This is a genomic window from Nostoc sp. (assembly GCF_036917415.1).
GTDB lineage: Bacteria > Cyanobacteriota > Cyanobacteriia > Cyanobacteriales > Nostocaceae > Nostoc.
The window spans coordinates 183,752-206,186 of sequence record NZ_JBALDJ010000116.1; the positions used below are offsets into that span (position 1 = coordinate 183,752).

18 protein-coding genes are annotated in these 22,435 nt (G+C 38.4%); 6 read left to right on the plus strand and 12 right to left on the minus strand.

Annotated features, from left to right (window positions below; all coding sequences use genetic code 11):
- Positions 1–259 precede the first annotated feature (259 nt).
- The 5 genes from ftsY to hpsJ-B all read right to left on the minus strand — a co-directional run bounded on the left by ftsY (position 260) and on the right by hpsJ-B (position 6,175).
- Positions 260–1,924, minus strand: a complete 1,665-nt coding sequence (gene ftsY, locus V7K41_RS28115) for a signal recognition particle-docking protein FtsY (protein ID WP_334853572.1) — start codon at positions 1,922–1,924, stop codon at positions 260–262.
- 262 nt (positions 1,925–2,186) lie between these two features.
- Complete coding sequence (nusB, locus tag V7K41_RS28120; RefSeq protein WP_334853574.1) at positions 2,187–2,828, minus strand: transcription antitermination factor NusB; 642 nt, start codon at positions 2,826–2,828, stop codon at positions 2,187–2,189.
- Between the two features lie 122 nt (positions 2,829–2,950).
- Positions 2,951–3,715, minus strand: coding sequence for a DUF502 domain-containing protein (locus tag V7K41_RS28125; protein WP_334853576.1), 765 nt, complete (start codon positions 3,713–3,715; stop codon positions 2,951–2,953).
- Between the two features lie 585 nt (positions 3,716–4,300).
- Positions 4,301–5,206 (minus strand): glycosyltransferase family 2 protein, encoded by a 906-nt coding sequence (locus V7K41_RS28130; RefSeq protein ID WP_334853578.1) that lies wholly within the window; start codon positions 5,204–5,206, stop codon positions 4,301–4,303.
- Positions 5,207–5,332: 126 nt separating this feature from the next.
- The gene (gene hpsJ-B / locus V7K41_RS28135; RefSeq protein WP_334853580.1) at positions 5,333–6,175 is read right to left on the minus strand and encodes a hormogonium polysaccharide biosynthesis protein HpsJ; all 843 of its coding nucleotides are present in this window, start codon (positions 6,173–6,175) and stop codon (positions 5,333–5,335) included.
- Positions 6,176–7,063: 888 nt separating this feature from the next.
- Here hpsJ-B and V7K41_RS28140 point away from each other — a divergent pair.
- Complete coding sequence (locus V7K41_RS28140) at positions 7,064–7,708, plus strand: glycoside hydrolase family 24 protein (RefSeq protein ID WP_334853582.1); 645 nt, start codon at positions 7,064–7,066, stop codon at positions 7,706–7,708.
- A 17-nt stretch (positions 7,709–7,725) separates the two neighbouring features.
- On the opposite strand, the gene menH is transcribed toward V7K41_RS28140, so the two are convergent.
- From menH to metG, 7 genes are all read right to left on the minus strand, one after another.
- Positions 7,726–8,544 (minus strand): 2-succinyl-6-hydroxy-2,4-cyclohexadiene-1-carboxylate synthase, encoded by an 819-nt coding sequence (menH, locus tag V7K41_RS28145; protein ID WP_334853584.1) that lies wholly within the window; start codon positions 8,542–8,544, stop codon positions 7,726–7,728.
- Positions 8,545–8,929: 385 nt separating this feature from the next.
- Entirely contained in the window at positions 8,930–10,909 is a 1,980-nt protein-coding gene (locus tag V7K41_RS28150) for a patatin-like phospholipase family protein (RefSeq protein WP_334853585.1), read from the minus strand.
- 66 nt (positions 10,910–10,975) lie between these two features.
- Entirely contained in the window at positions 10,976–13,462 is a 2,487-nt protein-coding gene (locus V7K41_RS28155) for a dynamin family protein (protein ID WP_334853587.1), read from the minus strand.
- Positions 13,463–14,217: 755 nt separating this feature from the next.
- Positions 14,218–14,619, minus strand: a complete 402-nt coding sequence (locus tag V7K41_RS28160) for a metal-sensitive transcriptional regulator (protein ID WP_334853589.1) — start codon at positions 14,617–14,619, stop codon at positions 14,218–14,220.
- 98 nt (positions 14,620–14,717) lie between these two features.
- Positions 14,718–15,914, minus strand: coding sequence for an LPS export ABC transporter periplasmic protein LptC (lptC, locus tag V7K41_RS28165; RefSeq protein WP_334853591.1), 1,197 nt, complete (start codon positions 15,912–15,914; stop codon positions 14,718–14,720).
- Positions 15,914–16,543: a LabA-like NYN domain-containing protein gene (locus tag V7K41_RS28170; protein WP_094348455.1), complete on the minus strand. Its 630-nt coding sequence runs from the start codon at positions 16,541–16,543 to the stop codon at positions 15,914–15,916. The genes lptC and V7K41_RS28170 overlap by 1 nt, the downstream gene beginning before the upstream one ends.
- A gap of 166 nt (positions 16,544–16,709) precedes the next feature.
- On the minus strand, positions 16,710–18,314 hold the full coding sequence (gene metG / locus V7K41_RS28175) for a methionine--tRNA ligase (RefSeq protein ID WP_334853593.1): 1,605 nt from the start codon (positions 18,312–18,314) through the stop codon (positions 16,710–16,712).
- 380 nt (positions 18,315–18,694) lie between these two features.
- Here metG and V7K41_RS28180 point away from each other — a divergent pair, with 380 nt between their 5' ends.
- The 5 genes from V7K41_RS28180 (at position 18,695) to V7K41_RS28200 (ending at position 22,356) form a co-directional block, all read left to right on the plus strand.
- Positions 18,695–19,420 carry a lysophospholipid acyltransferase family protein gene (locus V7K41_RS28180; protein WP_334853595.1) on the plus strand — a complete coding sequence of 242 codons (726 nt, stop codon included), beginning with the start codon at positions 18,695–18,697 and terminating at the stop codon, positions 19,418–19,420.
- Between the two features lie 65 nt (positions 19,421–19,485).
- Complete coding sequence (locus V7K41_RS28185) at positions 19,486–20,304, plus strand: alpha/beta fold hydrolase (protein ID WP_334853597.1); 819 nt, start codon at positions 19,486–19,488, stop codon at positions 20,302–20,304.
- 152 nt (positions 20,305–20,456) lie between these two features.
- Complete coding sequence (locus V7K41_RS28190; protein WP_334853598.1) at positions 20,457–20,693, plus strand: hypothetical protein; 237 nt, start codon at positions 20,457–20,459, stop codon at positions 20,691–20,693.
- Positions 20,690–20,983, plus strand: coding sequence for a type II toxin-antitoxin system PemK/MazF family toxin (locus V7K41_RS28195; RefSeq protein WP_334853600.1), 294 nt, complete (start codon positions 20,690–20,692; stop codon positions 20,981–20,983). The genes V7K41_RS28190 and V7K41_RS28195 overlap by 4 nt, the downstream gene beginning before the upstream one ends.
- Before the next feature lie 206 nt (positions 20,984–21,189).
- Positions 21,190–22,356, plus strand: coding sequence for an EcsC family protein (locus tag V7K41_RS28200; RefSeq protein ID WP_334853602.1), 1,167 nt, complete (start codon positions 21,190–21,192; stop codon positions 22,354–22,356).
- Positions 22,357–22,435 lie beyond the last annotated feature (79 nt).

The window sequence follows — 22,435 nt, forward strand, 5'->3', positions numbered from 1 at the left end:
AGTCACCCATTTATTGTGACAAATTCATGATTTTAGGACTTGAGCTGTTTCTAGTTAGTTCAAGTGATAATAACAGATCGGTCATCCCTAAATTTATCAGCTTTAGGACTTACGAAAAAATAGCTAAAAAGCTTAATTTATCGAATCTCCTTCTTTGTCAGAGGCTTACGCCAACGCGCAGTGTCTCCCAGAGAAGAATCATACAGTATTGCGTAAGCCCTAAGTTTGTTAAGAAAAATTTTTAACTCGAAATTTTCAACTAACCACTCAAGAGAGCTTCGACAAACTCATAGCTCGAAAAGGGGCGTAGGTCTTCAATTCCTTCGCCAGCACCAATAAAGCGAATGGGTAAACCTAGCTGCTGCACAACGGCAAGGGCAACGCCGCCTTTAGCAGTGCCATCTAGCTTGGTTAAGACAACACCACTTAGTTGGGCAGCTTGGGAAAAAACTTCGGCTTGCCGCAGTCCATTTTGACCTAAAGTGGCATCTAGAACCAATAGTGATTCTACCTTGGCATTTGGAGCTTTTTTATCGATAATTCGCCGGATTTTACCGAGTTCGTCCATTAAATTTTTCTTGTTTTGCAGTCGCCCAGCTGTATCTACCAGAAGTAATTCGGTTTGACGGGCTTGGGCGGCTGCGATCGCATCAAATACAACTGCTGCCGGATCTGTATTTTTTCCCGGATTAGCAATTACATCCACGCCGCTTCTACTACCCCAAACCTTCACCTGTTCCACGGCGGCGGCACGGAAGGTGTCTGCTGCCCCAATCAGGCATTTATAGCCAGATTTTTGTCCAAGATGGGCAATTTTACCAATAGTGGTGGTTTTACCGGCACCATTCACCCCAGTAATTAACCAAATATTCAAGGTTTCTTTTTCTGGGGTAAAGGTAGTTTTGTGAGAGGTTTTGCTCGGTGCATCCAGCATATCCCGAAGGATTTTTTTCAGGAAAGCGATCGCTTCTTCAGGTGCAGTAACTTCTTCTCGCAGTTTTGTCTGTAGGGCATTGATAATAAAGTCTGTCGCCTCTACACCCACATCCGCTTGCAAAAGCAATGCCTCAATTTCCGTCACAGCAGCTTGATTAAGCGGCCCTTGACCGACGATCGCCTTCAGTTGATTGAGAATACTACGGCGAGTTTTGTCTAATCCTTGGCGGAGCTTTTTCAGCCAGGTAATTTCTTCAATCGAAACGTCTTCTGCACTTCTACCTTGAGCTGCTAGAACTTTCACCGACCAGACAAACCCATCATCAAATAGCAGTCCGGGAATTTCCTCTCCTGTTTCTGAGGTTGTCGCTACTGGCTGTACTACCTCTGGTTCTGGAACTTCAATGGCGGTGGCTATTAGTTGTTCTAGCTTGGCTTGCCGTTCTGCCGCCGCACGTTCTAAGAAGGATGGTACTGTTGGCTGTGTTGCCTCTGGCGTAGCTAGTGGTTCGGTGGGTGTTGGTTCAACTTCACTTGCCGTGAGTTCTGAGCTGGAAACATCTGGCCGAGCGGCAATTGCTGCCACTGAGGAATCTGTTGTAATTTCTTCCTCACTAGTAGCTTGGATAACTTCTGGCTGTGTAGTTTCTACGGTTGTACTAGCAGGTTCCTCAGTTGCTTCTGTTTCAGTGATTTCTGCAATGACCGTTTCTGCGGTTTCAGGTTGTATTGATGGTGCTAAGGTATCTGCTGGATCGGGTGGGGTTTCTACTACCTCAACTTGCTGTTTTTGCTGAATATTTTTGTAGGCTGCTTTAGCAAATGCCAATAAGTCTGCCGTTGTGTCTGGTGCAGTTTCAGCAGTTGGTGTTGAGGTTTCGGCTGGCTCTGGTTGGGGTTCTTGTGCAGGAGGAGTTTCTTCCTGTTTTTTATCAGAGGGAGTGTTAGAGGAATCGTTATGTTGACGACGGAACCAATTAAAAACCATTGCAGCAGTATTAGTTATATGAGTTATAAGTTATAAGTTATGAGTTTAATTTAACTTTGCACTTTTTCTTGGGGTGAAAACTTCCGGGTTATCCTCACCTTTCAACGCCAGTTTGAGGAGAATCGTTACAACAGAGAGTTTTTTGCGTTAGCGCAGCATTTACCCTTACTCCCAAAGGGAGAAGTTTGGCTTGGAGGAAGCCGCAGAAGCGGCTAAGACTTTTTTCCACAGCAGTATAGAAATTATGAATTCCGCAAAAGTACTACGCAGTTTTTTTCTGCTCAGTGACTCGGCGCAGAACACCGTTAATAAAGCGATGACCATCGTCTCCACTGTAGCGTTTGGCTAGCTCCACAGCTTCGTTGATGGCAATACTATCTGGAACTCCTAAGAACTTCATTTCTGCCACAGCGATTTGCAAGATATCGCGGTCAATTTGGGCAAGGCGAGTTACTTGCCAATCTACTAAGGCAGCAGAAATAAGTTCATCTATAATGTGTCGATTTTCGTTGACGGTAATCACAAGCTCTTTGGCGTAATTCCGAACTCCCTTGTCCTGATTAGCTAACTGAATCAATACTGGGAAATCAACTGCTGTACCCAACTGATTGATTGCTGTCTGGGTGCAGGCGATCGCTTCTTGAAGCATGGTTCTAGCAGTGTTGAGGTCGGAGGCGCGAGTTTGGCTACTTAAGAGGCGATCGTTACTGCGTTGCAGTTCACCTGCGGCATTATCAAGGGTATCTTGTACTTCTGAGGTCAGAGTGCGTACTGCTCCTAGCAGCAACTTGGATACTAGTTGATCGTCTTCCAATTTTTCTAATTTCTTGGGGTTAACTGGCAATTGGCTAAGGCTTAAAAGCGCCAATTCACGAGCAATTTGCTGGGGTTTCCGAGGTTGCATAAAACTGAGGGGTGATTCTGCGAGAACTGATTAACTAGGCAAGACAAACTTACAAGCCTATCAATTTTGGCACAGTTAAACAACAACATTACGCATTTGCTTGTGACTGTGCCAAATTGATTTTAAGTTTCTTCAACGGGAATAACCTGCTGCTTGATTTCGTCGTGTTTCACTTCCAGTGTGGACTCTTTGGGGAAAACCAAAGGCGTATTGGAGGCGACAATGCCACCTGATACAACTATTTTAAAGGCGTCTTCAATTGACATGGAGAGGTTCACCACCTCGTCTTCAGGAACGACTGCGTACCATCCGGTAGTCGGATTTGGGGTGGTGGGGATAAAAACACTTAGCACGGGGCGAGACATCTGAGCTTGGATGTCATTGCTGATTGCACCAGTAACAAAAGCGATCGCCCAAATTCCTCGGCGGGGATACTCTACCAAAATTACCCGGCGAAACTTGCCATTAGAATCTTTTAGTATCGTTTCTAAAAGCTGTTTAAGAGTTTTGTATACCTGTCCGGCTAAAGGAATTGCCTGTAGTAATCGCTCACCAAAATCTAACAACCACCGCCCAGCTATATTCCGAGCCATCAAGCCCATTAATAATATACTTAGTAGTGGTACAGCTAATCCTACTAATAAATTAAGTATATTTACTAAAACTGGATTTAACCCATCAAAGGGATTTAATTGTTTAGGAATTTGGGTAAGGAAGTTGATTACCCAAGTAGCAATGGTAATTGTCAGCCAGATAGTGGTTGCTAGGGGAATTATTACCAACAAACCAGCAATCAGGTCGTTTTTTAAGTCCTGTTTTAGACGATCGATTACCAAGCCCCGATTCTCCTGTTTTAAGCTAGAGGAACTTTTGTTATTCGTATCCATACCAGCAGATTCGTCAAATTCCGAAGGCTTTAACTTTGGCAGATTCTGCCGCAAGTAACTGTTTACAACGCTAGCAAGTTGCCTGCTGCTGGAAATCAGCTATTTTCCTATAAGCATACACATAGACATTAACCAATCCGATGGCGACTGGTTATTCTTAGAGGATGTTACTTTTCTTTATAAGACTTGTAAATGATTGTTGCAACTTATTAAGTATTATTAATCTACCGCGCTTAATCAAAAGCTACTCATGATTGTGAAAGTATTACAGGGTAAACTAATAAATTACTTTACCTGGTCAGTTACTCAATTTTGAGCAGGGGTAGCTTTTATGAAAATGTTCTGTTAAAAATATTAATTTATTAAGTATTTCCAATAAATAAATTATCCATCTTGTAAGGTGAGTATTCTGCCCGCCCTGAATATAGAACACACTAGAAAGTTTGGAATTTTGATCTAGTCTTGAATCATGAAAAGCAAGATCCCCGACAACTTTTACGAAGTCAGGGATCTGTGTAACACATCTGTGGTACGCTATGATTTTGCGATCGCTATACAGGAAATCCTTCTAATCTCCAGCTCTGTTCACGCCGCATCAACCTGTGTAGTTTCAGAATCCGCGCACTGCACCTGTTGTGTATCTTGTACCAAAATTGCTGTTGTATCTAAATTAGGTTTTGGTAGATACTTCATTTCCCAGACTTTGAGCAAAATCAGGTATTCGTAGAATGCCTGCAATGTACACCAAGCGACTCCGGCGCGTCCATCTAAACATCCGCCTAAGATAAAATACATATATACAAACCGTAGTAACGGCCTGGCGGGCAAACGCAAAGACAAATCTTTCAGCGCACGCCGTCTTTCGACTTCCGATTTACCAAAGAATAAATCTTGCCAGTTAACTTTACCCTGTTCTAGCTGATACAATGTTTCTTGAGCCTCGTCCGTAGAATAACGGTTGTGCTTGTCAATCCAGCGGCTCAAACCTTTGCTACAAGTGTAGTGTGGGTATGTTTCTTTTAAAAAGCTAGTTGCACCTTCACAAACTTCTCGCTCAGTATGACCGTAGTCTGTAAACCATACTTTCCCGTGGCGGAAGAGTCGCATTTGGTAACGGGGATACTGTGTGCTGTAGCGAATCCAACGATTCATGAACATGACGCGTTCAGCCACGTAGTAACCGATGTAGTCTGGATTCTGACTTGCCTTTTCGCATTCCGCAAACAGTTCTGGTGTCATGCGCTCGTCAGCTTCGAGAATGTAAACCCATTGATGCTTCGGGGGGATAGACTCTAACATCCAGGTGCGTTGGCGTCCGTGGCTTTCAAAAGCGTGTTGGACGACGCGGATGGGATAGCGACTAGCGATTTCTATGGTGCGATCGCTACTGCATGAATCCACAACAATGATGTCATCTGATAACATCGCCGATTCGATACAAGCAGCAATATCTAGTTCTTCGTTATATGTCAGTATGTAAATTGAGAACATTACTCAAGTTTTATAGCGATTTTACTCAGCGATCGTTGCCTTTTTATTGTTATTAGCTATTAGGTGCATGGCAGTATCAGCCTTCAATAATTTTTGGATACGTCCTACTGCCATGCCAATAGTGGATTAGCGTGCGGCAGTTCTAGGTTTACCACCTTGTACAGCACCCCTACCTCTTAAGCTTGTCCAGCCGATGATAATGTAACCAATGGACAATAGCAAACTGCTAATACCAATCCGCAGTCCAGACTTCCAAGCAGTATCTTTAGCTTGTTGCAGTGCTTCGTCTCGGCGCTGGCGAACTTGGCTCAGTTGTTGAGTTTGCAGCGTTTGGATATCTGTTTGTTGTTCGATAGCTTTGTCAAGTACTTGGGGATTTGTTTTAGCCTTCTTAAGTAACTCTTTTATATTTGCGGGAATTTGAGGGCTTTCAATTGCTTGCTTATATTTTTGGTCATCTTTGAGGATTTCACTAAACTGAGCTTTGGTTTGGTTTCGCAGCTGGTCAAGTTGCGCTTTTCCTTGATCGGTATTCAGTTGTGCTTGCAATTGCGATAACCGAGTGTTTAGTTGATTTTCTGCTTGGTCTGCTTCTTGGGTGATTCGGTTGAGTGTTTGAGTCTTCGCTTGATTGACGTTATTTAGGTGCAAGGGAAAAATTAGCAAGAACATCAACCCTAAAATACTGGAGACGATCGCAGCGGGAAGTCTTAAATCGATACCTTGGGGGCGATCGCTTGCGGCATCAGCATTCTCAATCCAATAGGCAGCAAACAGAAGCCCCAAACCAACTAGAGGAACAATTCCTCGATCGACGAGCGCTGTTCCCAAATTGATTTGCCATACGCGATCGGTGGGTTGAAAGGGTAACAACAGAATCAAAAAGTCAACGAAAAAGGACAAAATGCAGATTATTCCAACTACCTTAAGTGTGAGAGCAGTACTCACGGAAGTAAAACGGTTAACCATAGTTTTTCAAACTGGTGGTGAATACGAGTGATTTTCATATTTCAAGCTACTTGAATATTGTGCCCATGACTATGACTATTGTGTAAAAACACAAAGCAGATTCAATATTGGTAAAGGCTATCTGCCTCTTGGTTTTCAACTAGGCCACAGTAACATTTGTTATCTACAGTGTCTTCAGAAAATTCCTGGTATTTTAAAATACTAAGTTTATCCAGGGCTAGAGAAGCAGACTGATTAATTACCCAATCTCCGTAATTGCAGTTCTCAATCGGTCGTAATACAGACTTTTTATAGGGGATCGCAGTTGTGCATTGGTGTCAACTTTGAGGTTGTATCGACCTATCGTTTGATTTGAGCAAAGAAGGAATTATTACTGAGAGCAGATGCTACTATAATCAATTGAATTTATACTTATTCAAGATTTTCGCAAATATCTCGCTTGTTATACTTACAGTAGTTTTCTTTTGCATGAAGTACAAAGCTACGGATTTTAAGGCAGGAGGTAGAAACTCTTTATATTTAATGCGTCAGTCCTGCATTTTGTACCTCAGTTACTTACAAACTCCTGTATTTAAGTAGGTCGGCGTAAATAATTATTGTTGGGATAAGGCAGGGGGCAGGGGGAGAAAGAGTTTGAGCCTTATTTACTTTTATTTACACAGTTTGGTTTTATTGCACCAACTTACTTATACTCTTTTTTGCTAATTTCTAAAAAAATGAGCAAATCGGAAATAATAACTAACAATCAGGTGTGAACTTTACCGGAATCAGTTCGTCGATGATTTTCGTTAGCAAAAAGAGTGAATTTGAAGGAGTCAGACTCTGAAAGGCTTTGAATTCAAAGGTGTTGAAAAACTTATTGGTCCAATAGCCGCGCTTCTCGGCTTTGTGTATTTGTTGCAATGGTATATTGGAGACTTGCGATCGCCTTCCGATCCCATCTTTGAAAGTAAACAGCCGCCTTTGGTCATGAAACAGGGCGACCCCTACATCCGCGCTTTAATGCGAACTATCTCGGCAAGTGAGGCTAGTGGAAACCGTCCCTATTCGCTGTTGTATGGGGGACAGCAAGTCAACGACCTCAGCCGACATCCTGAGATATGCGTCACAATTATCACAGGCCCCAACACAGGTAATTGTTCTACCGCTGCTGGTAGATATCAAATTATCAACATTACTTGGTATCGTTTAGCTCCTCGTTATCACCCAAAGCCGATGCGGATGATGTTTTGGACTGCTTATAGTTTTGAAGCAGAGTATCAAGATATAGTAGTTTACCGTTGGTTAAATGATTCTAAAGTTTGGGGAATTAATATTTCGCAACTGTTGCGTCAAGGAAAGTTAAATGATGTTTTGCGGCGACTCTCTCCCACCTGGACAAGTCTGGGATATGGCATAGAAACTAATTTTGTTAGTAACTCTTTGCCTAAGATTTATCAAAAAATGTTGCAAGAAGAATTGACCGCAGCTAAACAACCAACAGCCCCGATGCCACCATCCCCAACTCCTTCTAGCAAGGCAGTAAAAAAGTAGTAAGGTTATCTTAATTTTTAACTTGCTGTAGACAAGAAACTTTTGATATTTTCCACAAATGCCAAGGTATTTTCAAAGTGGATATTGTGTCCAGCATTGCTAATTATTTTTATCTGAGCAAATTCACATATTTTAGCCATTTCTGTATTAATAGATATAAATTTTTGATCGTATTCACCGACTAGTAAAAGCATGGGAATTGTATTGCCTTGTAGCTTTTCCCATAAAGAAGGTTGGCATCCAGTACCCATAAAGCGCAGAGATTTATCTAATTCCTGTGGATTGTTCTGCAACCGACTTTCTACCATGCGATCGTATTCCGAATGATTTTTTATATAACCAAAAATCGGTTGATTATACCAATTTGATAGAAAGGCGGTAAAATCACTTTTTTTCCAGATTCTTGTTAATTTTCTACCTATTTGTGTATCGATTTTAATCCGTTCTAATTGTTCTGCTGCTGTTGGTAAACCTGGAGAAGCTGACTCCAGCACAACTTTATGAAAACGTTCTGGAAAATGCAGGGTTAGGTATAAAGCCAATCTTCCACCCATTGAATAACCAACTAAAAAGCATTTAGCAATTTTTAACTTATCCAGTAAGTTGATTAAAGCATGAGCAGTGTTTGCCATTGTATAGTACTCGTCCTCACCCAAAACTTGGGTTTTGCCGTGTCCGGGGAGGTCAAGTGTTAAATAAGAAAATTCGTTAAATAGTAATTTTATGGCTTCATCAAATTCATCAATGTTACCCATGAAGCCATGCAAAAAAAGAATTAGTGGTTTATCTAAAGTGCCAGTTAAAGAATAATAAAATTGATAACTTTTTAGAATCATAGTCTATCTAAAAACCATCGTCATTGCACAGCGTATGATCTGATAAAATAAGCTTTTATCTCGTTACCTTCTAGAAAAAGTGAAAAAAAGAAAGTCTATAAAATAGCTTGTCTACCATAGATGTCTGCTTAGAGATTCGCCACTGTGATCACACGAGTTGAAGTTGGCATCAAACCTTGAGTTTTCTTTTGTACAGTAACTTTTTATTTGTCGCAGTGCCAAATTAATGTCATCGAGGGTGTGAAGCTTGAACTCAAAGAGCGTTAAGCGTAAGAACCAGCATAGATACTTACAAGCTGTATCAACACGAATTGTTGTAAGCCTAAAGTAGGTAAGGCTTAACTTGATGACACCAATTTGTTTCAACACCATTTAATTTAATTTGTCACTGTACAAAATCCATAGGCATAGATTGAATTAGCCTATCTCTTAGGCTACGGCGTTGGTAGTTAGATATTAAAGTAAAAATAATAGGTTCTAAATAGAATTTAGCATCTTCTTCTCCGCGCTTTTTAAGGTCAGTAATATAATCATTACTAAAGTCTAAGGGACTCAATAATGATTTGTTAATTTCCAATCGTGGGCGAATTTCAATAACTGTCTGATTAGGAAATTTGTGGCGATTCCAAGTTTCTACATTATCTAGATGAATCACAATTGCAAAAGTGCATCCCTCTTTCTCTAACGCTTTCAAAGGAATATTATCACCCAAGAATCCATCTACGTAAGACTGACTATCTATGTTCCAACTAGGAAATACCAAAGGAATAGCAGCACTAGCTAAAATTGAATTATACATAGTATCAGCATCAACATCTCGAACGGATCGCCATTCTACTTTCTGAGGAATTTCATCCTGAAAAGAGTGAAGATAGTATTCCAAGTAATTTAAAAAAGGGAGAGGTTGGGCAGCAAGGTATACTGTCACCCATAATGGAATCCCTTGTTGCAGTGCATCTTGTGTTACTTTTTCTTCTAATAGTTCCTTAATAGGGTCTGGATCATAAATTGATAAACTTCTTAATGATTCTAATATTGGTTTTCGTTGAAGTATGTTAATTTTACCAATGGCAATGTCATCCCAAATTTCTTCTAGTCGGCTGACAGCTTTATTGAATGGTTGATGAGATGCTAAAAAGGCACCATTTAGAGCACCAATGCTCGTACCAGCTATCATATCTGGTACAAAATTTAATTCCTCTGAAAGATATTTGAGGACACCAACTTGATAAGCTCCTTTAGCACCCCCACCCGCAAGAACTAATCCAATTTTTGGATTATTAGTTTCTTTCTCAAATATTTCGGAAAACTTAGATGAACTTGTATCAAACTGATTTGTATTTGATAAAGTTGGAACAGTATAAGTATTATACTCTTGAGTTTCTACTTGTTGAATTTTAATTTTTCTTATATAAAAATCAAATGTTTCTTGGACAACTGCTTTAACAAAACTATTTTTATCTGTAGCTGAAGGTATATAAGCAAAATCACGACATTCCGAAATAGCTTTTTGAGCAGGATTAATATATCTGTTCTCTTGGCTTGCTAGCTCTAATGTTCTACTGATAACATACAAGTGTGGTCTGCAAAAAAAGCCTGATTTTTGCAGGCTTTGTAAATTTACGTCTATCTTTAACAGCCACTCTACTACAGATATAGTGTCGCTGTTAATGTTCATATCTTCTGAGGTTTCTTCACCGTTTGTTTCTATATCTTTAATGGACAAATCAAGTAACTGTCCAAGGGAGAAGAAATTACTAGGTATCTTTTGACTATGATGACTTTGAAGAATTTTATTCACAACTCTTTGAGGATATCTTTTCAAAGCATCATCAGTCATATTGGGACTAGCACAACGTCTAAATATTTCATCTACTAAGAGTGGTATTTGTAATACCCAAGGTAACCCTTTATAATATTCATTACTATTCCAGATTAGTATAATATCATTAAAATCTTCGTAAGCTTCTTGCCTACTACTAACTTCATTGAACCTCTGAGAAACAAATTCTTTTAGCTCACTTAAATTCTGATTGAATTGTAATGCAATATCTTCTATGTTTTTTCGAGTTATATATAGTGCTCTATAACTAATACTTTGATCTAGACAAAGTTCTCTTAGCCATTGATACAGGACATCTTGACTTTTAACTAAATTTCCAGTCAAAATTTCTTGTTCTTTAATATGATTATCAACTATTTTGTTAATTAAGTTCCCTAAAAATCCTAGCCTTTTAGATTTATATTCTCCTTGGTTCCAGTCTCCAATAAAATCTTGATTTATATGTATACTGTGAACTAATTCAATTAAGGCTCTTTCTTTAATTTGTGGAAACTTTTTTTGTAGGTTATTTAACTCATTCATAAAATTTTATTTTTTGTTAATGGAAATCTATGTTGGAATTACTCTATTTATGAAACAATTTACAACTCAACTAATTATTTGTTGTAAATCTTTTATATATCTTTTATAGGTTTCTGAATATTCAATTTGTTTTTCTATTTCTATTTTTAAGAAATTTAACTTACGTATTAATTCTTTATTTTGATTAGCTTCTAAAGCATTATCTTTTAATGATTGTTTTAAAGCACTCTTATATTCATTTAAGTATTTTATAATGTATTTAAAGTAAGATGTTACACTTGTTCGCAAATCATTATCTATAAAATTGTTAAAGCCTTCCTTATTTTCTTGTAGTTTTTTTTGAATAGATTGTAATACATAGTTAGATAATTTTTGTTTGTTAACAGTATATCCTCCTTTGTCAACTACTACTGGTATGTCTTCATGAGTCAACCATAAGGGTAATTTATCAGTCAACCATAAGAGTAAGGGTATAGAAAACAACCAACGACGCTCCTTTTGAATTTCAATTTTTGGTTGTAAATATTCCGTAAACTCTTCTTGATTTTCATGAAAATTACTATAATCTTCTAAATCTTCTATAATAGGTAATGAAGGTAATTTAAAGCTTTGTGGAAAATAGCTATGAATTTGGGCTTGAGCATTTTCTAAAGGTTCTTGAGTTTGATTGTTAGCAAATTTAATAAGTTGAGTTTTCTGTGTTTTAAGTTCTTGTTTTATCTCTTTATTAAGAGTTATAAAATATGTATTAACAATATCATTAATACTCTTGGATAGTTCATTTAAAAAATCTCCTATAGAGATATCTTCAGAAAATTTCAATGTCTCAATTTCACTGTCATCAGGTATTCTTTTATTCGCCATAATATAGCCAAAATACTCTGGATATCGTTGGGACATTTCATAATATCGCACTTCAAAATTGGATGTAAGATGTTCTGTAATTTCTTCTTGAATCTTAGCTTCTATCTCTATAAATTTAGAGTTAATTTTATCTTCAATGTCTTGTTTGCGTGCTAATAGTTCTTGAAAAATGTTAGTTCGGCAAGCTTCCACATCATCCATTCTATTTTGAATTACATTAATTGCATCATTTAGTTTATTAACATCATTTGTATATGCGGATATATTACGTATAATGACTTGATTATAAAAATCAGGAAGAGTTTTTGCAATAGTAATTATTGCTGTTTCCATTAATTTAGGAGCTGCGTTATTAATAAGAATATTAATTACTTTTTTGATAAACGAATCAAAGCCAGAGTATTGATAAAGAAGTTCAGTATATTCTTCAAGCTGTTCTAACTTTTCTTTATCTATGTTATTATTTTGATAATCTGCAATAAGTTCAGAAATGTTTACTGTCTTTCTTCCTCTATCAGCAATACTTAAATTACTATCACTATTAATTGCTTGTGATATTTCCTGATAAAATAAAGTACTATTTATTGGATTTTCAATAGATTTTTGGCTTTTGATTTCTTGTATTAAACAAGCAGAATAAAAACCCCTCAAAGCAGAACATTCAAACAAACGTTCTTTAATGTCAAAATCAGAATTAAATAAATTTAACTCGTTAGAGACAAATTGTTGTAATTGCTTTAAATCCAGACTATCCTGCTTCCGTTGGTCAATTTTATTAACTAATATATATAGATTTTTATTATTTGTTAATTCCATTGGCTTCAGAGCATTTTCTTTAATCTTTTTAGCCGCATCACTATCTAGATGCTGGGGGTCTATAACTAATAAAATCATGTGGCTTTTATCAATTTGTTCATTAACCACATCTACCAAATAAGCTTGTCCAGCTTCGTTTATACCTGGAGTATCAATAATTACAAATTTTGCTTGAATAGGAAAAGTTATATCTTGCTCTGACTGGTTTGCTGTAGGCATTTTCCATAAGCTTGTCTCAATTACAGGAAATTCATCAATTAATTTAATAGGGTTATCTTCAGGATTTATAATTGTATACAAACGAATCAAATCATTGAGTTTAGTTAAAACGTCAGATATTTTATCGCATCCAATAGTTTGTTGCTCTATGGGTATATCTCTTGAAGTTATAATAAGCTTTTTCAAATTTTCTAAATACTCAAATTTCTTAATTTCTGTTTGTTGATAATTATCAATGTCCTGAAAATTTTTGAATTTATCGTAAAGTTCATTCCATATGTCTTTGAAAAGTAAAAATGAATTATCGGTTAGTGTTAGTGTGGGTTCTGGTTTTTCTCCAAAAACTACTTTCGTAGGAAGTGTTGTCATAGCTGTAGGACGCTTTGGCATTATATTTAGTCCAGAGAGAGCATTGATAATAGTTGATTTCCCTGCACTCATAGGTGCAGTTATCACCATTAACAGTTCCATTTTTTCTAGTTCTTCTAATTTCCGCTCGAACAAGATTTTCAATTCATTAGCTCTTTTTCCTGTTTCATCATCAGAACTAAAGTCTTGACTGATTATATTCATCAATTTGCTGATTTCTTTTAACCAGTCAATCAATGTTATATGCAGGCTAATAATATCTGGTTTTAGCAAATCATAATTCATTTTGTACTTCCTTTTAAATTGACAATTATTTACAATATTTATATGATGAAACTACATTTATCAGAGGACAACATTAATCTATTAAAGCTATAAACAATCTGTTAACAGACCTTGGCTAAGGTTGCTTCTGTCGCTTTCTCTATTGTCGTTTCAAACACTTTGGTTAAAGCCAGAGTTACGATCACACTTGCTGTTAGTGACTCCATCTACTACCTCATCAATGCAGCATCATATTTTACTGATATTACACGCTTTCTCTAATGAATTCCGCAATTGGGGCAAAATTGAGGATTACCTTATATCTTGCATCTTCCCGTATAAACCCAGGTAATGTAAAAATATGCGCGATAAGGCTACCTTCTTTTTATTGGTTTTTATCGTTAAATCAACGGTTTTAGCTTAATACTGAGTTATTAAATTACATAAAATTTTATTGGTGCAAAATTTGGAATTACACCTAATCACTAAAAAGTGTAATACCAGAAATGTTGAATTTCGATACAAAACTTTACATACTTAGTTAAACTAACTCTAAAAATCATAAAATAGTCAACATAATATCATCTCCTCAAATCAATGAATATTTTGGGCTATTTTTATCGGCTTTTTTTTAACATTCAACACTTCTGCTTGTCTACCAGTTCGCAATATTAATGTTGCCGGGGTAAATGTCAGTATGCACTATATGAATTTTGATGTATCGCAGCTAGTGTATTAGCAGTTTTGCAAGTGCATTCTACATTATTTTCTAATTTTTAAGGTAAAAATCGATCTAAAGCAGCTTTTAACTGTTTAATTTCAACATCAATATTACCCTCTTGTGCGGCTCTAGCAATACACTCAGTTAAATGTTCATCCAAAACAATTCGCGCGACTCGATCCAATGCGCCTCGCACTGCGGCAATTTGCAGTAGAACATCAGGACAAGGGGCACTTTGCTGCACCATTGACTTAATACCTCGAACATGTCCTTCTATACGCGATAATCGATTGACAATTCGCCGTAAAGACTCTTCACTATGGATATGAGGATGAGCTGACTCTCCAGTTCCATGAGTACGATCTGTATGCTCGTGGTCTGTATCGTGATGGTGGGAATGTTCTGCTTGCTGGGATGTTGGCAAGGATTCCTTACCTAATCGGTTTGATCCATTCATGGGCTATCAAAAGACTTGTATTACTAAGATCCTAGTCTAGTACTCGACCAACCCAAAATTTCTGGGTGAAGGTGGGCTTCATTCACCTAACTTTACTGCTAACGCTTGGCTCTTTCTTGAGGAATAATCTCCGTTACTACCCTACCGCTAGAACTGCCACCTTTGACAAGAATATTTTCTGTTTGCAGATTACCAACTGCTGTTTCACCCACAAAATTTAATGGTGGATCAATTTGTCGGTAAACAACATTTCCCTGAGCTTCAACTAACTTATTGTCTAAATACCAAGTTAGTGTATTGGATCTTAGAGACTGGCGACGCTGACCAACGGCGTTGACATTACCTGTTAAATAAACGGTTTTTTGCGGTATTTTCATTTCACCTTGATTAGCTGTCACTGTGACATTTTCGGCACGCTGGAACATTCGCGTAGGTGAGTTTGTGGTGACAGTTTCTGCGTTCATGTTCCAGGTCATAGAGTTACTAGCTATTTGCATTGGTGGATCTAGTAATTCTAGTTGAGCATTCTTTTGGACAGTGGCAATTTTTGTTTTTAAGTTGACTTCGGCAGAATTTCCCTTACCGCGATCGCTAATTTTATTATCTTTGTAGCGGTCAATTTCTAGAGGGCGATCGCCAATTAGTTTTTCTTCTTTAATATTCCAGATTAAATGTTCAGTTCTCACTTGCATTTGGGGATCGATAGAATTTGCTACTACTCCTCCAGAAAATTCCATCCGTTGTTCGCGGGTTTTAACTCGTGCTTCTTGCGCTACAGCTTGTAGTTGTTTGTGAGTGCCGTTAATCTGGTTGCGGACAATTAACAAATCTTCTTTGGGTCGCCATTCTAATTCATTACCTTGCAATACAACACCATTCGTAGGATCTGTAGCAAATATCTTACCTTTAAGAAACAACTGCTTCCCATCTTGTTCAATATCTGCTACATCTGCCTTGATTTGGTAAACAACTTTCCCATCTTGATATAGTTCACCATAAGGACTTACAGCCTGACCAATTTGTTTTTCTTTGGTATATTTTGCGGTTTTAGCCCTGACTTTCCAAATTGGTCTCCCCACTTCATCTGCTTGTTCTAGGGTGACATCATAGAAAGTCAAATTACTATCTCTATCGGATGAATCCGCAGTGTTTTGTTGGGAAGCTGGCGGGGATTTGCCCCCGCAGGCGACTAAACCAAATATTAATAAAAGTAAAATAAGAAACGAGGGAGTGGAGGAGAAATTTTGAATTTTTCTCTTTCCCCATCTCCCTCTTTTATGAAATTGATACGCCATTATTCTTGGATTTCTAGGTGTCCGTCACTAGTTCTGGGGTCTTCCAAAAAACCGATACCAGATAACGGTCGGTATGGATAGCTTTGGCGAGGGGTTTTTTGAATATCTTCTTTGATAGCTTCTAAATCAATGTAGCGATCGCTTACATTAATTAAGCTGTCGCTGGTCATCGAACGCAAGCTCACTACTTCTACCCGCACGCCACGATAGCTGACTGAATTTACCGCATAAGCCAAATCCCCATCACCGCTAACTAAAACTGCGGTATCATAAGAATCTACTAGCGCCATCATATCTACTGCTATTTCTACATCCAGGTTAGCTTTTTTCGAGCCATCTGGTAGCTGGACTAAATCCTTAGCAATGACTCGATAGCCATTGCGACGCATCCACAGCAGAAACCCCTGTTGCTTCTCGTTTGTCCGATCTACACCAGTGTAGAAAAAAGAACGCAGTAATCTAGAACCTCCTGTTAATCGACATAATAACTTCGTGTAATCTATTTCAATACCTAGTTGCAGTGCAGCATAAAATAAATTTGAGCCATCAATAAATATGGCGACCCTACCCCGATTTTCCAAAACTTGTTCTGGCGTAAATATTGAATCGTTTTCCAAATTATTCAACATCATTGTGATACCTCAATTTTTATCCCTGTTATTTTTGATACAAATTACCAACTTTTAGATGCTAGTCACAGCGGCTTATGATAATGTTCTGCGGCTAATTTAAATTGAGCCACGATAAATTTTGTGAGAAAATAAAAAATTGAACAAAATCAGAGTTTGATAAGGACTAATTGTTTTTCGGGGATTCTATTCGCTTAAAAATCGGTTGGGGTGTACCCAACTGTTGTTTGCTCGATAGTAGCCCCCATTTAGCATGGATGGCAAAAGGAGCATTAACTGAACTTTGTTTTTGATCGTTAAAATTTATTCTGAAGCCTAGCTGCTGATAAATATCGCTACTAATGTTCGGAATAATTGGGGATAGCAGATAAGCTGCTAGTCTAACTGATTCTAGAACTGCGTAGAGAACCTTTTCCACCGCCTCCTGCTGTCCCTGTTTATATAATGACCAAGGAGCTTGTTCATCAATAAATTTATTACTGACTTGCACCAGTGAAAGAATAGCCTCACAGGCTTGACTGAAAGCTAGCTCCTGGTATGCTTGTTTTACCTGTTCCCCTAGACGTAAACCAATGGCTTTCAAAGGATTTTCGTCAGGAATCGCTTCATTGCCGATTGATGGTACTTTATTCTCAGCACAGTATTTTTTCACCATGCTCAAAGTGCGATTGAGCAAATTGCCTAATTTATCTGCTAAATCTGCATTCAGAGAATTAATGAACCTAACTTCATTAAAATCTCCATCCTTGCCAAATTCGATTTCCTTAAGGAAGTAATAACGAACGGCATCACTACCATAGCTTTTAACTAATGCCACTGGATCAAGGGTGTTACCCAGACTTTTGCCCATCTTTAGACCATCTTTAGTCAAAAAGCCATGCCCAAAGACTCTCTCTGGTAAGGGTAAGCCAGCCGATAACAGCATTGCTGGCCAGTAAACTGCATGAAAGCGCAGAATATCTTTACCAATTAGGTGCAGGTTAATCGGCCACCATGTTTCTAAAGCATTTGCTAAAGTCGGTTCTGCATCTGGTTCAAGTAATGCTGTGACATAACCTAGCAGCGCATCAAACCAGACATAGAGAGTGTGCTTGGGATCGACTGGTACAGGAAAACCCCAATCTAAATTCACTCGTGAAATGGAAAAATCTTGCAGTCCTTGATTGACAAAGCTGAGAACTTCATTACGCCGACTTTCTGGTTGAATAAAATCCGGTTTAGATTGATAAAATTCTGTCAGCTTGGTTTGATATTTGGATAAGCGGAAAAAATAGTTTTGTTCGTCTCGCCACTCCACTTCTTTGTTAGTATGAATTGGGCAACGGTGTCCTTCTAACAGATCCCGTTCTTCTTTGAATTCTTCGCAGGATACGCAGTACCAGCCTTGTTGTTGTCCTTGGTAGATATCACCAGATTCCCAGACTCGCTCAAAGAATTCTTTAACGATCGCTTGATGACGAGGTGCAGTAGTCCGACTAAAGCGATCGTATTGAATGTCTAATAATTGCCATAAACTCACGAAACTAGGGACAATTTCATCACAAAATTCTTGTGGCGCTTTCCCTAAACTTTCTGCCGATCGCTGAATTTTTTGCCCATGTTCATCTGTACCTGTAATTAGTAATACTTGATGTCCCAGTAACCGCTGAAATCGCGCCACTACATCGGCTGCGATCGTCGTATAAGCACTGCCTATATGAGGGACATCGTTTACATAATATAGGGGTGTAGTCAACGCAAATGTATTTTCTGTTTTATTCACTAGATTCATGCAAAATCAAAATTAACTTATTAAAACGTTTTACATCTTAGCTTTTGGCGGCAAAACCACGTAATTATACAATATTATTACTATTTTTTCCAATAACATCTTCATACTAGCAAATTTATCAGGTCAAAAATTGTTTGGTAATATGCATCAATTAAACTCATTCTTACCTAAAAAATGGAAATTAACTAATCATAATTTTTTTAAATAGTTTCTATTAGATATTATTGTGCTTGAGAATACATAATTAAGAATACAGAAAATCTAGTTACTTCTGTAGATTAGATATTTCTATCTTAAGACGGTCATGGCAATAGTAAAGAAATGTAAAACTAAAATTAAGACAAATTGCCATATTTACCGGAAAATATTATTGATTAGGTATGAGTGGAAATAGCCCCCTAGAGATTTCTCGCACTTTGGTGGCGGCATTCTCAACGCAAATGTTCCGCTATTACGAAGACCGCATTCCCCAGGATGCCAGCGTTTTGGTAGTCAGCAATCATCGCAGCTTTATGGATGCCCTGATTTTAATGGCGGCGTTATCGAGTCCGATTCGCTTTGCTTGCCATCACTACATGGGGCAAGTTCCAGTCATGCGGGAGATTGTCACCGGTCAATTGGGGTGTTTCCCCTTGGAAGAAACTCAAAACCGCCAGCAAAGTTTTTTTTCGCAGTCACAGGTGCTATTGCAGTCCAAGCAAATGGTGGGAGTATTTCCAGAAGGGACTGCACCAATGGTGAAATTTACTCAGCCCAACCAGGTGGGTGAGTTCCAGCGGGGATTTGCCCATTTGGCATTACGAGCGAATGTGGAGGATTTAGCTATTTTACCGATCGCGATCGCTTCCTTAGAAGAAGTAAACACTAATGGCTTCCCATTAAGACTTTTGAGTGTATTTGACCCTTCAGAACCTTTATTTAATCAGAGTGGTTGGCATCCTTTAGTAATTTATCGTCGGGTTGCAGTGTTAATCGGTCGTCCTTATTGGATTACACCCCAACATCATAAAAAATATCATGGCAAACAAGCTAGAACTGTTGTGGCTGAACTGACAGAACACTGTCACGGCGAGATTAGTAATTTACTGCGTCAAGGTTGCTATTAGAATCAAAAGCACCGAAGCTTTTATTAGTAACAATCAGCAGTTCAAAAGTTTTATATCAATGACTAATGACTATCACAGAAGTTGAGCTAAACCCTTGTTTTTTAACTCCTAAACGAGTACAGCCAGAGTATCCGCTATTGGTATATTTGCCAGGAATGGATGGAACTGGTCAACTATTACGATCGCAAACCGCAGGATTAGAAACTGGCTTTGATGTCCGTTGTTTGGCGCTCCCCCGGAAAGACCTTAACAATTGGGATGTCCTAACTAAGAGTGTATTGGACTTGATCGATGCCGAATTAGAAAAAAACCCTCAAAGACCAGTTTACTTGTGCGGTGAGTCCTTTGGTGGTTGCTTGGCAATGAAAGTGGCAATCCAAGCACCCCATTTATTTAAGCGAATTATCCTAATTAACCCAGCTTCGTCCTTTCAGCTTCGCCCTTGGTTAAGTTGGGCATCCCAGCTAACTTTCTTAGTGCCATCAGGATTGTATGATATTGGCGCACTAGGCTTGTTGCCATTTTTAGCATCTTTGCCACGCATTTCTCAAAGCGATCGCCACGATCTGCTAAAAACGATGCGTTCTGTCCCAGCAGAAACCGTTCATTGGCGGTTGTCTTTACTGCGAGAGTTTCATGTTGATGAGGAACAGTTAAGGCGTTTAACTCAACCAGTTTTGTTGATTGCCGGTGCTAGCGATCGCCTTTTGCCTTCTGTAAGTGAAGTCAACCGGATAGCGAATATCCTACCAAATAACAAGATTGTAGTGTTGCCCAATTGTGGACACGCATGCTTGCTAGAGCAAGATACTAATCTCTATAAAATTCTTAAGGATAACGACTTTTTAGAAAGTCAAGCTGATAAAGGTAGAGTTAAAAAGTAAAAAGTGTGCTACACATCAATTCAGAGAGTTGACAACCTTGATTTTGCCTTCTTTGGTAAGAAAGTAAAGTAAAGTACATCTAATATCTCGTCACCTTCAAATAATATTTGCATCCTTAAAAAACTTAACCACATATTTTTGGAGACTATCAAATGGTTGCTCTCAAAGAATTCCTCAGCCTAGAATTAGACAAATTGAATGAAGAACAACTCAAACAAGTTAGTGATTTTATTGCCTTTCTCAAATTCCGCAGCAGAAATATTAGCTGGCAAATAGATAAAAATAAAATGGCTGCTCTTTACAGTGAATTTGCCCAGGAAGATCGTCAACTAGCGGAGGCAGGATTAGATGAATATGCAGAACTACTTACACAAGAAGATTTAAAATGAGGGTTCAACGAGGTGAAGTATGGCTAGCCAATTTAGACCCTACGAAGGGTTCTGAACAAGGAGGCATAAGACCAGTTATTCTTTTTCAAGATAATATTGTCACCGAATTCTCCACCACTATCATCACCATTCCTCTAACAACAAATTTGCGTCGTGCGTCTTTGCCAACCTGTTTATTAATTCAAAGTAGTGAAGGTGGATTAGAACGGGATTCAGTTGCTCTTTGCCACCAATTGCGGGTAATTGATAAAACAAGATTGCAAAGAAAAGTAGGCGTTATAACTCCATAAATACTCGCTATTTTAGAAGATAAAGTGTTGTTGACATTGGGTTATCAATTTTAAAATCAGAACCTCTGTCATCCTTCGTATGTCTATAGTTAAGGCTCATAATCATTCCTATTTGCTCTGATGAATTGTACTTATAGAGAGATGTCAAAGCTCCTCAAACTTCGCTACAACCAAAAGAGAGAGGCTTTACAAGATGGTGTCAAGCAATGGCAGACAAACCCCAAGAAATAAAAGTGAATAAATTAGTTAATTCACCTAAAGAAACTTCAGAAGTAAAAATCCAGGCTCAATCATCAGTAGAAAATGAACCGTCTATAGTAGAGTCTTTGATTAAAACTGTTGCTGAGACTGGCCAAGCAGTTTTAGACACAGCAATAGGGGTGGGAGAAGCGACAGCGAAAGAAACACACAAGTTCATTGAGCAAACAACTCAAACCAGCGGTCAGGTTGTGAATCGCCTCAGTGAAAATTGGCTGATTAGAAAACTATCTGGAGTATTAAATCTCAATTGGCTGATTAGCGATACTAACCTTGTTGATTTGGAACAAGCACAAGCGGCAGTAAACAAACTCAAGAAACAGTATCCAAATGAATCACCCAGCCAGCTTGCTCACCGAATCATGGTGGAAAAAGCAACTAAAGCAGCCACAGTTGGACTAGCTACTAGTTTTTTGCCAGGAATAGCAGTGGCATTGTTGGCAATTGATTTAACAGCCACAACAAAATTGCAGTCAGAAATGCTTTATCAAATTGCATCTGTCTACGGGCTAGATTTAAAAGACCCTGCCCGTAAAGGTGAAATTTTGGCAATTTTTGGGTTGGCTTTGGGTGGAGGACGTTTGTTGAAAGCTGCGGGGTTAGGCTTGCTGCGAAATTTGCCCTTGGCGGGTGCAGTGATTGGAGCTAGTTCAAATGCGACGATGATCTATTCATTGGGGTATGCTGCTTGTCGATTTTACGAAACCAAGCTGGATGAATCTACTTCCTTGGCATCGCCACAGACATTGGCAACATTAAAAGCCGAAAGTGAAAAGTATTTAGAAAGTGCGATCGCTCAACAAGCTCTCATGGATCAAATCTTAGTTCACACGATCCTAGCTAGCCATCCAGAAAAGACTTGGCAAGAAATTTTACCAGAATTAAAAGCTCTAAACCTCAGTCCGACTTCGTTGGATGCCATTGCCCAAAATATCAAATCGCCCAAGCCTTTAGATGTATTGCTCAATCAACTGAATCGTGATTTTGCCATACCTTTGTTGGCTCAATGTTACAAAATTGCCCAGCTTGATAATCAGATTACAGCACCTGAGCAAAAAATAATAGAAGCGATCGCCAGCAAATTTGATATTGACACAAATAAAATTGGGGGATAAGGCATTGGGCATGGGACAGGAAGTAAAAGAGTAGAGTTCATAGCTTCATTAACGAATATCAAAGACTCATTAATGGAGT

Bases quoted from the DNA above. Each gene is read 5' to 3' on its own strand.
- V7K41_RS28150 (WP_334853585.1), bottom strand. From the start codon at position 10,909: ATGAATGAGTTAAATAACCTACAAAAAAAGTTTCCACAAATTAAAGAA.
- V7K41_RS28200 (WP_334853602.1), top strand. From the start codon at position 21,190: ATGGCAGACAAACCCCAAGAAATAAAAGTGAATAAATTAGTTAATTCA.
- V7K41_RS28190 (WP_334853598.1), top strand. From the start codon at position 20,457: ATGGTTGCTCTCAAAGAATTCCTCAGCCTAGAATTAGACAAATTGAAT.
- V7K41_RS28130 (WP_334853578.1), bottom strand. From the start codon at position 5,206: ATGTTCTCAATTTACATACTGACATATAACGAAGAACTAGATATTGCT.
- V7K41_RS28185 (WP_334853597.1), top strand. From the start codon at position 19,486: ATGACTATCACAGAAGTTGAGCTAAACCCTTGTTTTTTAACTCCTAAA.
- V7K41_RS28180 (WP_334853595.1), top strand. From the start codon at position 18,695: ATGAGTGGAAATAGCCCCCTAGAGATTTCTCGCACTTTGGTGGCGGCA.
- V7K41_RS28170 (WP_094348455.1), bottom strand. From the start codon at position 16,543: ATGTTGAATAATTTGGAAAACGATTCAATATTTACGCCAGAACAAGTT.
- V7K41_RS28155 (WP_334853587.1), bottom strand. From the start codon at position 13,462: ATGAATTATGATTTGCTAAAACCAGATATTATTAGCCTGCATATAACA.
- metG (WP_334853593.1), bottom strand. From the start codon at position 18,314: ATGAATCTAGTGAATAAAACAGAAAATACATTTGCGTTGACTACACCC.
- menH (WP_334853584.1), bottom strand. From the start codon at position 8,544: ATGATTCTAAAAAGTTATCAATTTTATTATTCTTTAACTGGCACTTTA.
- hpsJ-B (WP_334853580.1), bottom strand. From the start codon at position 6,175: ATGGTTAACCGTTTTACTTCCGTGAGTACTGCTCTCACACTTAAGGTA.
- ftsY (WP_334853572.1), bottom strand. From the start codon at position 1,924: ATGGTTTTTAATTGGTTCCGTCGTCAACATAACGATTCCTCTAACACT.
- lptC (WP_334853591.1), bottom strand. From the start codon at position 15,914: ATGGCGTATCAATTTCATAAAAGAGGGAGATGGGGAAAGAGAAAAATT.
- V7K41_RS28195 (WP_334853600.1), top strand. From the start codon at position 20,690: ATGAGGGTTCAACGAGGTGAAGTATGGCTAGCCAATTTAGACCCTACG.
- nusB (WP_334853574.1), bottom strand. From the start codon at position 2,828: ATGCAACCTCGGAAACCCCAGCAAATTGCTCGTGAATTGGCGCTTTTA.
- V7K41_RS28125 (WP_334853576.1), bottom strand. From the start codon at position 3,715: ATGGATACGAATAACAAAAGTTCCTCTAGCTTAAAACAGGAGAATCGG.
- V7K41_RS28160 (WP_334853589.1), bottom strand. From the start codon at position 14,619: ATGAATGGATCAAACCGATTAGGTAAGGAATCCTTGCCAACATCCCAG.